The 13757-nt window shown below is 67.5% G+C and carries 11 protein-coding genes; 2 read left to right on the forward strand and 9 right to left on the reverse strand.

Annotated features, from left to right (window positions below):
* Window positions 1-272: 272 nt before the first annotated feature.
* From zomB to glf, 5 genes are read right to left on the reverse strand one after another with little or no spacing between them, the layout of a single operon-like run.
* The gene (gene zomB / locus CYU59_RS18290; RefSeq protein ID WP_293001470.1) at window positions 273-2228 is read right to left on the reverse strand and encodes a flagellar motor control protein ZomB; all 1956 of its coding nucleotides are present in this window, start codon (window positions 2226-2228) and stop codon (window positions 273-275) included.
* 25 nt (window positions 2229-2253) lie between these two features.
* Window positions 2254-3180: a decaprenyl-phosphate phosphoribosyltransferase gene (locus CYU59_RS18295; protein ID WP_293001225.1), complete on the reverse strand. Its 927-nt coding sequence runs from the start codon at window positions 3178-3180 to the stop codon at window positions 2254-2256.
* Window positions 3177-3737 (reverse strand): phosphatase PAP2 family protein, encoded by a 561-nt coding sequence (locus tag CYU59_RS18300; protein ID WP_293001227.1) that lies wholly within the window; start codon window positions 3735-3737, stop codon window positions 3177-3179. Before CYU59_RS18300 ends, CYU59_RS18295 begins: the two co-directional genes overlap by 4 nt.
* Complete coding sequence (locus CYU59_RS18305) at window positions 3718-5679, reverse strand: glycosyltransferase (protein ID WP_293001229.1); 1962 nt, start codon at window positions 5677-5679, stop codon at window positions 3718-3720. The genes CYU59_RS18300 and CYU59_RS18305 overlap by 20 nt, the downstream gene beginning before the upstream one ends.
* Entirely contained in the window at window positions 5676-6881 is a 1206-nt protein-coding gene (gene glf, locus CYU59_RS18310) for a UDP-galactopyranose mutase (RefSeq protein WP_293001231.1), read from the reverse strand. The genes CYU59_RS18305 and glf overlap by 4 nt, the downstream gene beginning before the upstream one ends.
* A gap of 275 nt (window positions 6882-7156) precedes the next feature.
* Here glf and CYU59_RS18315 point away from each other — a divergent pair, with 275 nt between their 5' ends.
* Window positions 7157-8005 carry a hypothetical protein gene (locus CYU59_RS18315; RefSeq protein ID WP_293001233.1) on the forward strand — a complete coding sequence of 283 codons (849 nt, stop codon included), beginning with the start codon at window positions 7157-7159 and terminating at the stop codon, window positions 8003-8005.
* Window positions 8006-8249: 244 nt separating this feature from the next.
* The gene (locus CYU59_RS18320) at window positions 8250-9869 is read left to right on the forward strand and encodes an N-acetylmuramoyl-L-alanine amidase (protein WP_293001235.1); all 1620 of its coding nucleotides are present in this window, start codon (window positions 8250-8252) and stop codon (window positions 9867-9869) included.
* A 12-nt stretch (window positions 9870-9881) separates the two neighbouring features.
* Here CYU59_RS18320 and CYU59_RS18325 read toward each other — a convergent pair whose 3' ends face one another.
* The 4 genes from CYU59_RS18325 to CYU59_RS18340 all read right to left on the reverse strand — a co-directional run bounded on the left by CYU59_RS18325 (window position 9882) and on the right by CYU59_RS18340 (window position 13713).
* A complete protein-coding gene (locus CYU59_RS18325) occupies window positions 9882-10907 on the reverse strand; it encodes a hypothetical protein (protein WP_293001237.1) in 1026 nt (341 codons plus the stop codon).
* Between the two features lie 222 nt (window positions 10908-11129).
* Window positions 11130-11945 carry an HAD family hydrolase gene (locus CYU59_RS18330; RefSeq protein ID WP_293001239.1) on the reverse strand — a complete coding sequence of 272 codons (816 nt, stop codon included), beginning with the start codon at window positions 11943-11945 and terminating at the stop codon, window positions 11130-11132.
* A gap of 7 nt (window positions 11946-11952) precedes the next feature.
* Window positions 11953-12738 carry a lysophospholipid acyltransferase family protein gene (locus tag CYU59_RS18335; protein ID WP_293001241.1) on the reverse strand — a complete coding sequence of 262 codons (786 nt, stop codon included), beginning with the start codon at window positions 12736-12738 and terminating at the stop codon, window positions 11953-11955.
* Window positions 12739-12942: 204 nt separating this feature from the next.
* Complete coding sequence (locus CYU59_RS18340) at window positions 12943-13713, reverse strand: 1-acyl-sn-glycerol-3-phosphate acyltransferase (RefSeq protein ID WP_293001243.1); 771 nt, start codon at window positions 13711-13713, stop codon at window positions 12943-12945.
* Window positions 13714-13757 lie beyond the last annotated feature (44 nt).

A 13757-nucleotide genomic window follows, 5' to 3' on the forward strand; every position in this document is an offset into this window, starting at 1 on the left:
CGATGTCGGACGGCGCAGCTGTGCTTCCGTAGTCAACCACATCTCTTGCGGTGGACTGACATCGGCGTTGGCCCGCAACCGGGCCTCGCGCTGTGGCCGGACCCGCTCGATTCGGCCGCGGATCACCACGCTGTGAATGTGCCGACGAGCGGTTGTTCACCGGTGAGGGTACACATTCGGGGTTGCTGGACGCCAATCGACGCGGGTCGCAATGCCCCTGGCGCGCACGGGCGATGGCGGCCAGAAATTCGCCTGTCGATAACCGACCCGGGTCAGGGACCGGTGGCCGGCAGGCCGGTGTATTCGGGGGCACCGGACTCCGGGATGGCCAAGCCGCACCTGATCAGCTCGTAGCGCGGGACGCGGTCGATGCGATAGCGGGTGAATTTCACCGAGTGCAGCAGGTTCGACAAGAACCGGTGGAAGCCCATCGGGCTGCGCACCGAGTTCAGCACCTGTTGGGTGCCCTGGCATTTCAGCGCCGCCTCGGCCTGCTGGACGAACTTCTGGTCGAGATAGCCGGGCACGCCGGGGTACCACTTCACCCACGGCCCGTCGGCGATCACCCAGTCCGGGAAGAGGTTCTTGTCGTGGCCGATGCGGCCGTGCTGCAGCCGGGCGGTGTGGGCCGCCAGCGGATTGGCCAGGCCGATCTGGTCGATCACCCGCACGTCCAGGCCGACGTTCATGCCCACCATCCCGAGGTTGGTGAAAAAGACTGCGTGCGGGCCTTTTTGGGGAGCCGGGGGCGGGGCGCCGGGCGGCGACTTCGGCGGGATGGGCGGCACCAGGTCCCACTGGTCGTAGTTGCCGGACGGCAGCAGCAGGGCGCCTTCGGGAGTGTTGTTGAGCGCCACCAGAACTGCCCGCATCCGCGGGTAGTCGAGATAGTCGGCGGCAGTCAGCGGATGCGCGTGACCCGTTGCCTGCGCGTAGAACCGGCGCTCGTCGACGATGCCGCTGTAGGTGACGCGGGTGGCGTCGTCACCCAGGCCGTGCGAATTGGCCGCCCACAGCGCCCATCCCGCCACCGACATCCACAGCGCGCTGACCACGCCGGCCGACCAGTAACCGGCCTCTCGCGACAGCCGGGTGCCCTCGGGGAACACCACCGGCACCACCGCGACCGGTGCGAGCAGGCACAGCAACGGGGCCAGCAACACCCGGCCGTGCATGAAGTCGCCGCCCTGGCGGATCCAGTACACCGCCTGCAGCAGCCCGCTGACCAGGATGAAGATCACGACGGCAGCCGGGCTCTGGGTGGTGCGGGCCAGCGGCCCGCCGGTCGCCGACGGCGCACCGGCCGGTTTGTTGCGCCGCGTGGAGGCCCACAGCACCAGCCCCAAGCCGGCCAGCAGGAACAGCGGCACCCACAACGCGTATGGCCCGTTGAAATTCGTCAGATAGATCAAGCCCTGCGACCACTTGTCGCCACCGGCGTCCTTGGCCAGTGCGGTGCCGGGAAACAGCAAGCCGTAGTAGCCCATTCGGAAGATCTGGTAGCCCACCGGCAACAGCCCCCCGGCCAGCACGATCTCCAGCCTGCGCCGTCCGTCCCGGGTGGCGATCAGCATCATGATCAGCGCCCCGCCCCCGATCAGCGCCAGCTCCGGACGTACCAGGACGCTGCAGCCGGCGACGAAGGCCAGCGCGAGGACGAACGCGCGAGTCGGCGGGCGACCCCGCTTGGCTTGCGACCAGCCGACCATCATCCACCAGAGCAGCCCGAGATAGGCCATCACCAAACCACTTTCGAGGCCGGAGGTGGCGAAGTCGCGCGCCGGCGGCACCGCGATGTAGGCCAGCGCCCCGGCCGGCAGCATGATCGCGCGACGGCCCACCAGGCTGGGGGCGAACAACCGGCCGGTGCCCAACATCAGCATCGCCAGACCCAGCAGGCTCAACCCGAGCGCCAGCGCCAGCGCCACGTATTCCAACTGCAGCGGCCGGGTGACCGCGCTGGCGACGTACACCAGATACGTCCACACCACCGAGGTGTTCGCCTCGACCCGCTCGCCCTGGTTGAACACCGGGCCGTTGCCCGCCAACAGGTTTCGCACGGTTCGCAACACGATCAGCCCGTCGTCGGCGATCCAGCGGCGCTGCCAGGCGCCCCAGCCGAACAACACCGTGACCACGGCCACGCTCACCCAGAGGCTGGCCCGAACCGTGAGGTCGTAGGGAAACGACGGCTTGACGACGGACTTCAGTGCCGGCCAGCGCAGGATCGGGGCTGGGGCCTGGCCGGTCGCGTCAGCCGAGGATGACTGCGACACCTATGGTTCCGATCCAGGCCAGGAACAACACCTGCAGCACCCGGTCGCGCAGCGCGATCTCCTCCGGCTCACCGGCCACCCCGCCGTCGACGTCCACCGCGTACCGCAGGATTGCGATGGTGAACGGCACCATCGACACCGCGAACCAGCCGGCCTTGCCGTGGTCGCGCTCGAACGCCCAGAGCCCGTAACAGACCACCACCGCGGTGGCCGACATCGTCCAGACGAAGCGCAGATAGGTGCTGGTGTAGTTCTCCAGTGACTTGCGGATGCTGGCCCCGGTTCGCTCGGCCAGCTGCAATTCGGCGTAGCGCTTACCGGCCGCCTGGAACAGCGAACCGAAAGCCAGCACCAGGAGAAACCATTGCGATAGGTGGATACTGGTGGCGGCCGCGCCGGCGATGCCCCGGATGAGATACGCCGACGACACGATGCTGATGTCGATCACCGCTTGGTGTTTGAGGCCGAAGCAGTAGCCCAGCTGCATCACCAGGTAGACGGCCATCACCACAGCCAGGTTGGGGGTGAGCAGCCAGGCGATGCCCAGCGACGCGGCGGCGAGCACCACCGCCATCGTGTAGGCCAGCCACTCGGGGACGATGCCCGCCGCGATCGGCCGGAACCGCTTGGTGGGGTGCTGGCGGTCGGCCTCGACGTCGCGGACGTCGTTGACCAGGTAGATCGACGAGGCGCTCAGGCTGAACACTACGAAGGCGACCGCGATCTGGATCAGCATGTCGCGGTAGTTGTAGTGGGCGTCGGCGCCCCACGCGGCCAGCGGCGCGGCCAGCACCAGCACGTTCTTCACCCACTGCCGCGGGCGCATCGCTTTGATGACGCCGGAGATCAAGTTGGCCGGCGGTCCGGCCACCTTCTCCTCCACGTCGCCCACCTCACTGCTCATCTCCACGCTCCACCTGTCGTCCGACGGTCGACCTGGGCGGCGGCCCATTCCGTGGCAACCGCCACGGCTGAACCGACGGCCACACCGGCGGCCACGTCGCTGGGATAGTGCACGCCGAGCAGCACCCGGGAGAGCGCCATCGGCGGCACCAGCATGACAGGCAGCGGTAGACCGGTGGCCCGCGCCAGCAGAATGGCCGCCGCGGTGGTGGAGGTGGCGTGCGCCGACGGGAAGCTCAAGCTGCTGGGAGTGCCGACGTTGACCGCGACGGCGGGGTCGTGCGGGCGCGGGCGGCGCACGATGCGCTTGATCACCACGGCGGCGGCGTGCGCGGCGAACGCGCCGGCGCCGGCCAGCAGCCAGCTGCGGCGCTTGGCGGGTTGGGCGACCGCGCCGATTCCCGACACCGCCAACCAGCCGAGGCTGTGTTCACCGAAATGCGACATCCCCCGCGCGATCGCCAGAGCACCGGGTCGTCCCGCCAGCGCCGACTGCACGGCGACCAAGACCGCTACTTCGCCGCGCGGCGACGCGGACTCAGCCGCGATGTCGGCCATTGCCAGCCGCGCTTTTCTGGGTCGGGAACAACACCGTCTCCCACTTCTCCTTGCTGGACAGCACCGGCAGAGCGGCGCGGTAGACGCGGCGCATCTCGTCGAAGCGCCTCAGCAGTTGACGCTGCCGGCGCAACGACTGCCACAGCAACGCGAACATCTTGTCGCGGTCACGCTGGCGATACACCGCGCCGCGCCCGTCGGCCGTCGTCACGGTCGCGCCGTCCAGGGTGGACAGCCGGAACCAGCGGGCGTCCTGGGTCGGCACGTTGAGTTGTGGACGCTGATGGTGCTGCGGCGCAGTCTTTTTCAGCTGATGCAGAGTGCCGCGGACCAGCCGGTAGCCGATCGACAGCGGGTGCACCGGCGGCTTCATCTCGTAGTTGCGCTGCGACGGCTGAGGCAGCGCGTCCGACGACGGCAGCACCACCGCGTCGGGGTATTCCTTGCGCATCCGGTGCACCTCGGGCAGCCCGGATTCCAGAATCGAGAAGATGTGCTCCGGTCCGGCGAGGAAGTCGTCGATGGCCTTGTTCTGAATCGCGACGGTCGAATACTCAAGGCAGGAAAGGTGTTTCAGCGTCGCCTTGAAGTGGCTGCGGACCAGGCCCTTGACGTCGCCGTCCCAGTGGATGGCCGCCACGACCAGCCGGTTGCGCAGGTGGAAGTAGGCCTGCCAATCGATGGCGTCGTCCTTGTCGCTCCAGGCCATGTGCCAGATCGCCGCACCGGGCAGCGTCGCGGTCGGGTAGCCGTGTTCGGCGGCGCGCAGCCCGTAGTCGGCGTCGTCCCATTTGATGAACAGCGGCAGCGGCTGACCGAGTTCCTCGGCGACGTGGCGCGGGATCATGCAGGTCCACCAGCCGTTGTAGTCGACATCGATCCGTCGGTGCAGCAGTTGGCTGCGAGGGTTGTTGTCGCTCAACGGGAATTCAGCGAAGTCGTGGTCGTACTCGGTGTAGGGCGCCGCGGTCCACATGAAGTTCGCCCGGTCGACCATCTCACCCATGATGTGCAGGTGTGAGGGCTCCTGCAGGTTCAGCATCTGGCCGCCGACCAGCATCGGCGCCTTGGCGAAGCGGTGCATCGCGAGGATCCGCAGGATGGTGTCGGACTGCAACTCGATGTCGTCGTCCATGAACAGGATCTGTTGGCAGTCGGTGTTTTTCAGTGCCTCGTACATCACCCGGCTGTATCCGCCCGAGCCGCCGAGGTTGGGTTGGTCGTGGATCACGAGCCGGTCGCCCAGCGGCGCGGCGGCGGCCGCGAAGTCCGGATGGTCGCGGACCTTGGACGTGCCCTGGTCTGGCACGATGACCGCGCCGATCACCTTGTCCACCAATGGGTCTGCGGTCAGCTCGCGCAGCGCGTTGACACAGTCGTTCGGCCGGTTGAAGGTCGGGATACCGATCGCCACATTGGCGACGCCCGGCGCGGGCTGGTCGGAGTACCAGCCGGCACTGCGCAGTGTGACGTCGGAGTCGGTGGTGATGTCGAACCAGATCCACCCGCCGTCCTCGAAAGGCTGCAGGCTCAGCTCGAATTCGACGACCGCCGGTTCTCCACCCGTCGAGGCGAAGTCCCGGCCCTCGACGAAGATCCGGGCACCGGTGGCCTTGGTGCGGTAGACGTCGACCCGGCCCTGGCCGGTGAGCTCGGCCCGCAGCACCACCGTCTTGACCGTCGTCCAGCGCCGCCAGTAGCTCGCCGGAAACGCGTTGAAGTAGGTAGCGAACGAAACCTGGGACTCGGCGCCGATCTGCAGTGAGGTGCGGTCGTTGGCATGGGCCCGACGGGCGTTGGTCTTGGACTCTTCCAGGTAGAGCTTGCGGACGTCGAGCGACTCGCCTGGTCGCGGCAGGATGACGCGCGCCAGCAAGCTCACCGCCCTGCTGTGCTCTTCGGAAGCGGCTGGGCTCACATCTGCGACGGTGGGCTTGGTCATCTTCCTCTGCTGTTCTCATTCAGTGCCACGCCGTCACGCAAGTGCGGCGCCAGCACGTTGTCGTACATGTTCAATGCGCTGGCGATGGCCATGTGCATGTCGAGATACTGATAGGTGCCCAGGCGCCCGCCGAAAAGCACCTTGGCCGAGTCGGTTTCGCTCGCGGCCCGGGCTCGGTAGGCGGCCAGAACCGCGCGGTCGGCCTCGGTGTTGATCGGGTAGTACGGCTCGTCGTCGTGCTCGGCGAACCGGGAGTACTCCCGCATGATCACGGTCTGGTCGGCCGGATAGTCCCGCTCGGGGTGGAAGTGCCGGAACTCGTGGATCCGGGTGTACGGCACGTCGGCGTCGTTGTAGTTCATCACCGGGGTGCCCTGGTAGTCGCCGGTCGGCAACACGTCCATTTCGAAATCGAGTGTGCGCCAACCCAAACGGCCCTCGACATAGTCGAAGTAGCGGTCCAGCGGACCGGTGTAGACCACCGGGGCGTCCGGGCTCGCGCCGCGCAGTTCGTCGCGAACGTCGAACCAGTCGGTGTCCAGCCTGACTTCGATGCGCTCGTCGGCGGCCATGTTCTGCAGCCAGGCCGTGTAACCGTCGACCGGCAGGCCCTCGTAGGTGTCGTTGAAGTAGCGGTTGTCGAAGGTGTAACGCACCGGCAACCGGGTGATGTTGGCCGCGGGCAGTTCCTTGGGGTCGGTCTGCCACTGCTTGGCGGTGTAGTGCTTGACGAACGCCTCGTAGAGCGGTCGGCCGATCAGCGAGATCGCCTTCTCCTCGAGGTTCTGCGCGTCGTCGGTGTCGATCTCCCCGGCCTGCTCGGCGATCAGCGCCCGGGCCTCGTCGGGAGTGAAGTAGCGGCCGAAGAACTGCGACACCAAACCCAGTCCCATCGGGAATTGGTAGGCCTGGCCGCCATGCATCGCGAAGACGCGGTGCTGGTAGCCGGTGAAGTCGGTGAACTGCCGCACGTAGTCCCACACCCGCTTGTTGGAGGTGTGGAACAGGTGGGCGCCGTATTTGTGCACCTCGATGCCGGTCTGCGGCTCGGCTTCGGAGTAGGCGTTTCCGCCGATGTGCGGGCGCCGGTCGACTACGAGAACGCGCTTGCCGAGCTGAGTAGCCGCGCGCTCAGCAATCGTCAGGCCGAAGAAACCGGAGCCGACGACGAAGAGGTCAAAGCGACCGGAAGGAGAAGTCATCGGTTGCCTAGGGTATCGGACTGCGAGACCGTCGCCCGTTTGGCGCGTGGGCTTTCCCGCAACGAGGTTCGATGCAAGCCCGATCACCGGCGTGGCGGGTAACGGTTGAGCGATTTTTGGTGACGAAAGTCGCGATTGGCTCACGATTGAATCTCGTCACACCAGTAACAACATTCACGTAAGTAACATCGGCCAGGTGTCCGAATAAGCACTAGTCAGACACCGTGCGCGCCCCCGGCGTGCACGACACCGTAGTCCAGATTGAGGAGACTTCCGTGCCGAACCGACGTCGACGCAGGCTCTCGACAGCCACGAGCGCGTTCGCCGCTCTGGCGGTCGCGAGTCCTTTTGCTTACATCGCTGTTTGCGACCTGACCGCCAAGCCCGCACCCCAGCACCACGAGTTCGTCCGTGCGGCGTCCATGACCGACCTGCCCGGTGAACTGATGGGCGCGTTGAGCCAGGGCTTGTCCCAGTTCGGGGTTTCGCTGCCGCCGATCCCGAGCCTGACCGGTGCCACCAGCCCGAGCAGCCTGGGTTCTCCGGACCTGGGCCTGAGCCCGGGGCTGGGTTCGCCCGGACTCACCTCGCCGGGGTTGACCTCGCCCGGTCTGACCACGCCGGGCCTGACCTCACCAGGTCTGACCACGCCGGGGTTGACGTCGCCGGGGTTGACCCCGGGCGCCGCGCCCGGGCTGAGCACTCCCGGCCTGACCTCCGGCACCACTCCGGGGCTCACCACTCCGGGCCTGACGCCGGCCACGCCGGGTCTGAGCACACCCGGTCTGACCAGCCCCGGCCTGACTCCGGGACTGACCAGTCCGAATGCCTTCGCCCCCGCGACCGGGGCCGGTGGCCTGACCGCACCGGGTGAGCTGCCGATCAGCGACCCGGTCGGCCTGGACCCCTCGAGCGGCACCTACCCGATCCTGGGTGACCCCTCGCTGGGCGCCGCGCCTGCTCCCAGCGGCGGTCTGGTCAGCGACATGATGAGTGCGGCCAACCAGTTGGGCGCCGGCCAGGCGATCGACCTGCTCAAGGGCATGATTTTGCCGGGGCTGCAGAACGCGGCCCATGGGGCGGCGGCCCCGGTGCCACCACCTGCACCTGCCGCCATCCCCTGATCGCCCGCGCGGCCTCGGATTTCCCCCCGAAACGGCACCGCAGAAGTGAGACCCCGGTCTGACCGGGGCAACCCAAACTCTGCGGTGCCGTGCCGCGTGCAACGCGAGAGTGCGGCCACCGGGTCCGCTTCCCGCGAAATCGCTCGCCAGTTGGCACTCGCGGCGGGACGTCGCCGATCACTTTGTTCACTTCAGTAGCGTGTCGAATCATTTGCACCACTAGACACATACGTAACATCGTGCTGTGCCGTCCCGCCGTCCCGCGCCGACGATGTTGTTCACCGCGATCGCGGCGACCGTCGTCATCCTGCCGTGGTCGGTGGGTTCCCCCGGCGGGCAGCACGACCACGCGCCCGGCCCGGCCGACACCCACCTCGCGCAGCAGCCGCTGGTCGGACTCGGCGGTGGCGTCACGATTCGCGAAATCAGCCAAGCCACACCGTTTTCCATGGTTGCCCTCACCGGTGGCGACCTGACCGGAACCACCGCCCGGGTCCGCGCGAGGCATGCCGACGGATCGTGGAGCCCCTGGTACGAGACCGAGACGCTGACCGGTCACAGCGATGGCGCCGCAGCGGGCCCGCGCGGCACCGATCCCGTCTTCGTCGGCAAAACCACGACCGTGCAGATCTCGGTCAGTCGCCCAGCCGGCGCACCGGTCACCTCGGCGCCGGCAAGCACCCCCGCACCCGGCCTCGGTTACATTCCGGCCACGTCGGAACAGCCTCTCGCACAGAACATCTCGGCCATCCTGATCACGCCGCCGGAGGCGCCGGCCGACACCCAGTGGAACCCTCCCACCGCCATCGTGGCCCCCGGCCAGGCTCCGGCGATCATCGCCCGCGCCCAGTGGGGCGCCGACGACGCGGTGCACTGCGGCAACCGACCGTTCGATCAACCCATCCGTGCCGCGGTGGTCCATCACACCGCCGAGAGCAACGACTACCAGCCCCAGGACTCGGCGGCGATCGTCCAGTCGATCTTCGCGTATCACACCCAGATCCTGGGCTGGTGCGACATCGCCTACAACGCGCTGGTCGACAAGTACGGCCAGGTATTCGAAGGCCGGGCCGGCGCGCTGCTCGGACCGGTGCAGGGCGACCACACCGGCGGGTTCAACCGTGACAGTTGGGGGGTGGCGATGATCGGCAACTTCGACGACATCGCGCCCACGCCGATCCAGTTGCACACCATCGGCCGGCTGATCGGCTGGCGTCTCGGCATCGACCACATTGACCCCCGGGGCATGGTCGGATTGCCTTCGGAGGGCGGGGAGAACACCCACGTCCCGCTCAATGTCGTAGCCACATTGCCGACCGTCTTCGCCCACCGCGACGTCGGCGCCACCGATTGCCCGGGCAACGTCGCCTACGGACTGCTCGACGAGATCCGCGATACCGCAGCACATTTCAGCGGACCTCCGAGGCCCGAGGACCTGGTGTTGTCGCTGCAGGGCGGTGCCATCTTCGACCGCTGGCAGACGATCGGCGGGCCCAGCAGCGTCCTGGGTGCACCCACCTCACCCGAAGCGACCGGTAACGGGGACGCCCGCTACGCCACCTTCGACCACGGCGCGATGTACTGGTCGCCGGAGACCGGCCCGCAGGCCGTGACCGGCGCCATCTACGACGCGTGGGCCTCACTCGGTTACGAGCGGGGTGCGCTCGGACTCCCGACCAGCTCGGAAATCCAAGAGCCGCAATGGGTCAAGCAGAACTTCCAGCACGGCACGTTGAACCTCGACCGGCTCAGCGGACGGGTCACCCGGGTGATCGACGGCGTCGCCGAAGAGCTGCCACCACCGCCGGCCAGCGGGCCGCCGGTTCAGCTCGAGCGGTTCTCACCGGTGGCGCCGGCCGTCTGACGGCTCAGCCGGTCAGGCGCTGGCTCCCGCTCCGATCAGCGAGTCGAACAGGCCCAGGATGATCGCGTCAGTGGCGCTGGTCGAATCGACGCTCGCCTGACCGAGGTTGACCAGGCCGAAATAGGTGTCACCGGAGGCAAAATCGGTGAATGCGACGGAGAAATCTTGCTGGACGTTGGCCAGGGAGGTTTGGACTTCAGTCAACGCGATCGCGAGGTCCAGCGGCTGGGGTGGGTTCTCGAGGGCGTACCCGGCGTTGCCCCCGACGCCGGTGAGGGCGGCGTAGCCGTTCACCAGCAGGTCGTTGTCCACTCCGACCGTCTGATTGTTGAGCCCGCCCAGCGCCTCGGACAACGCCAGCGGGTACTGGCCTTGGGTGAATGCGGCTTCGGCGAGGCCGAACTGCTTGTCGGCGGCAGCGGTGGTGATATCGATGGACGACTGCAGGTCTGCGAAAGAGTAGGCGGCGGCCGGGACCGCGGCTGCCACTGAGATGTCGCCGGACTCCGGCGGCGGGGTCGACCCCAGCGGGATCGTGTAGTTACCGAACGGGGTGATGAACGTGTCGGTGATGGTCTTGCCGCCATCGCTGTCAATGAGGCTCAACCACTCGTTCTCGAAGCCGCCGCCGAAGTTCATCAGGTCGATCTCGCTGCCTGGGTAGGGCAACACCGCACCCGCACCAGCACCACCCGCGAGGCCGCCGCTCTCCAGGAAGTCGTCGTTGACGAACGATCCGATCGTTGACTGCGTGTCAGTGCCATTGAGGATGACCTCGATGCCTGGCGAGTTGCTCAGGTCCCACTTTTCCGCGCCCTGCAGCACCTCCTCAACCGGCGGGAACCCCGCTGCCACCGTCGGGGTGAACGTCGACAGATCCGGCTGGAAGATCTCGGTCTCACCCGCGGTGAGCGTGACCGGGCGCGTTTGGGGTGATTGATGCGGCGTCTGCGACAGCGAGGCAAAGCCGATCAGGCTCGCCGCGCTGATCGCCGCGGCTCCTGCGATGGCGACGGTCTTCATCGGGCGGGTCGGCATGACGATCTCCTCGGGACATAAGCGCTTGATAGGCGCTGCGCAGGCAAATGCTTAGAACATCCTGAGTGAAACCGGTCGGCTTATCTATAAGTGTTTTCCCTACACTTTGGGCACATTGGGGGCCATCAGCGGCTGGCGAGCGTAACGCCAGCGCGAAATTGCGGGCTCAACTGCGCCGTGGCGTTACGCTCGCGGCCCGACGACGCTCGCGGCCCGACGGCGCTAGAGCCACCAGCGTTCGAGCACTTGCGCCACGCCGTCCTCGGCGTTGGTGGCGGTTATCTCGTCGGCGGCCGCAAGCGCGTCGGGGTGCGCGTTGCCCATCGCGACCCCGAGACCGGCGCGCAGCAGCATCGGCACATCGTTGGGCATATCGCCGAACGCCACCCAGTCGGCGTCGACAATGCCCAGCGGCCCGGCGATTTCCGCGATGCCTGCGGCCTTGCTGACCCCGACCGGCACGATCTCGATCAGCCCGTTGTTGGTCGAGTAGGTCAGGTCGCCCGCGGCGCCGACATGCTTGATCAGCTCGGCGGCCATGTCGGCGCTGCGGGCACCGGCCTTGCGGACCAGCAGCTTGATCGCGGGTGCGCTGAGCAGGTCGTCGAGGGAGACTTCGGTGTTGTCGGGGTTCAGCCAGGCGTGCTCGTAGCCGGGCGAGCTGACGAATTGCGGTGTCGCACTGTCGTGGGCGCTGGCCCCGACGCGCTCGACGGCCAGCCCGGCGCCGGGGATCACCCGGGTGGCGATGTCGGCCAGCGTGGACAGCTCGTCGACGGACAGCGTCTTGGCGGAGAGCACCCGGTCGGTTGCCGGGTCGTAGATCACACCGCCGTTGGCGCACACCGCGATCGGGGCGAAGCCGAGCCCGTCGACCACCGGTGGGATCCAGCGCGGCGGCCGGCCGGTGGCGAGCAAGAACAGCGCACCCGCGTCGACGGCAGCGCGCACGGCGGAGCGGGTACGCGGAGTGACCTTTTCGTCTTCGTTGATCAGGGTGCCGTCGACGTCGCTGGCGACCAGCGCAGGCAGCGTCATCCGGCGATCAATGCGCACCACTTTGGCGCTGCCCCGGCGGGGTCACGCCGTCGCTGCCGAACTTGTTCAGGCGCGCCTGCAGTTCGTGCAGCCGGATCTGCTGCGAGTCCTCCCGTGTCGGCGCTGCGCCGCCGAGCCGTCGCGGCACCCAGAACTCGCCCTCGGGGTGCGGGTACTCCTCCTGCACCTGATACAGCAGATCGTTCATCGCCTGCCGCAGATCGACATTGAGCTCCTCGATTGTTCCGCGCGGTGGCAGCGGGCGACCGGCGGCAACAGTGATCGGAACCTTGTTGCGGAACAACTTCTTCTCGTGGTCCTTGGGCCAGATCCGCTGCGCGCCCCAGACAACCAGCGGCACGATCGGCACCTGCGCCTGCAGGGCCATCCTGGCCGCGCCGGTCTTGAACTCACGCAGTTCGTAGCTGCGGCTGATGGTGGCCTCCGGATGCATGCCGATGAGTTCACCGGCCCGCAGCCGTTCAACCGCGATTTCGAAAGCGTCGTGACCGTCGCGGCGGTCCACCGGGATCAGCCGGGCGTGCTTGATGACGAAGTTGACGGCTTTCACGTCGGCCATCTCTGCCTTGATCATGAAATACATCCGTCGCCCCCGCTCACGGGCGGCGAACAGCGGCGGCAGCCAGTCCAGATAGCTGGTGTGGTTCTGGGCAAGTAGAGCGCCGCCCTGCTGAGGGATGTTCTCCAGGCCCCGGAACGTGAACTTCGTCCCGTTCATCGCGACGACCGGCGGCACGACCCACTCTCCGAACCGGTAGAAGGGCTCCGGCATGGCGGTCGCTCCTCTCATCCGTTTGCTGTCAGCGGACCGCGGCCTTAACAGTGTCCTCAAAATTGTTTGCCTCCGCTACCGTAGGTACACCGATGCCCAGCTCAGACGGCACCAACAGACCACTTATCGGGTGCAAACAACTTGGGTGAACGCCGGTAGAGGGCGCCGTCATTCCCGGCGCCGCGCCGGTGGCCGCGAAGGCCGTTATCCGGCGCCTTCTGCTTTGCGGGCAGCGCGGGCCGCCGCTCGCTGGCTGGCCTCTTCGGCATCCATCTGGGCCGCCTCGGCCAGGGTTGGGGCGCTGCCGCCGAGCCGGCGCGGCACCCACCATTCGCCGGGCGGGTGTGGGCCGTAGGCGTCCTGCGCCTGATCCAGCAGATGCTGCATGCGGGAGTGCAGCAGCGTGGTCAGCTCGGCCGCCGGCAGTGTCGGCTGGATCGGCTCACCGACCAGCACCACGATCGGCACCTTGGGGCGGAACATCTTCTTGGGATGGCCTTTGGTCCAGATCCGCTGGGCGCCCCAGACGATGTGCGGGATGATCGGCACGCCGGCCTCGATCGCCATCCGGGCGGCGCCGGACTTGAATTCCTTGATCTCGAAGCTGCGGCTGATCGTCGCTTCGGGGTAGACGCCGACGAGCTCGCCGGCCTTGAGCCGATCGACCGCGGCGGCGTAGGACGCGGCGCCGCTGGCCCGGTCGACCGGGATGTGCCGGCAGCCCCGCATGATCGGCCCGGTGATCTTGCTGTCGAACACTTCCTGCTTGGCCATGAACCGGACTTTGCGTGCCCGGTGTTCGCGGAACGCCGGAAGCCCGGCGAGGGTGAAGTCCATGTAGCCGGTGTGGTTGATGGCGATGACGGCGCCGCCGGTGGCAGGGATGTTCTCCTGCCCGATGACCGTGAAACGCAGACCCTGCACCCGCCACACCGTCCGCACGAGCGCAATGACCGTTCCGTATACCGGTTCCACGCTCGCCAAGCCTAGTGTTCGCGGCTGGGCGGCTCCAGCGGGTC

It is taken from the genome of Mycobacterium sp. (assembly GCF_002863225.1).
GTDB lineage: Bacteria > Actinomycetota > Actinomycetes > Mycobacteriales > Mycobacteriaceae > Mycobacterium.

Excerpts from the sequence above, each read along its gene's own strand:
- CYU59_RS18330 (WP_293001239.1), bottom strand. The coding sequence starts at position 11,945 with ATGACGCTGCCTGCGCTGGTCGCCAGCGACGTCGACGGCACCCTGATC.
- glf (WP_293001231.1), bottom strand. The coding sequence starts at position 6,881 with ATGACTTCTCCTTCCGGTCGCTTTGACCTCTTCGTCGTCGGCTCCGGT.
- CYU59_RS18300 (WP_293001227.1), bottom strand. The coding sequence starts at position 3,737 with ATGGCCGACATCGCGGCTGAGTCCGCGTCGCCGCGCGGCGAAGTAGCG.
- CYU59_RS18325 (WP_293001237.1), bottom strand. The coding sequence starts at position 10,907 with ATGCCGACCCGCCCGATGAAGACCGTCGCCATCGCAGGAGCCGCGGCG.
- CYU59_RS18335 (WP_293001241.1), bottom strand. The coding sequence starts at position 12,738 with ATGCCGGAGCCCTTCTACCGGTTCGGAGAGTGGGTCGTGCCGCCGGTC.
- CYU59_RS18295 (WP_293001225.1), bottom strand. The coding sequence starts at position 3,180 with ATGAGCAGTGAGGTGGGCGACGTGGAGGAGAAGGTGGCCGGACCGCCG.
- CYU59_RS18305 (WP_293001229.1), bottom strand. The coding sequence starts at position 5,679 with ATGACCAAGCCCACCGTCGCAGATGTGAGCCCAGCCGCTTCCGAAGAG.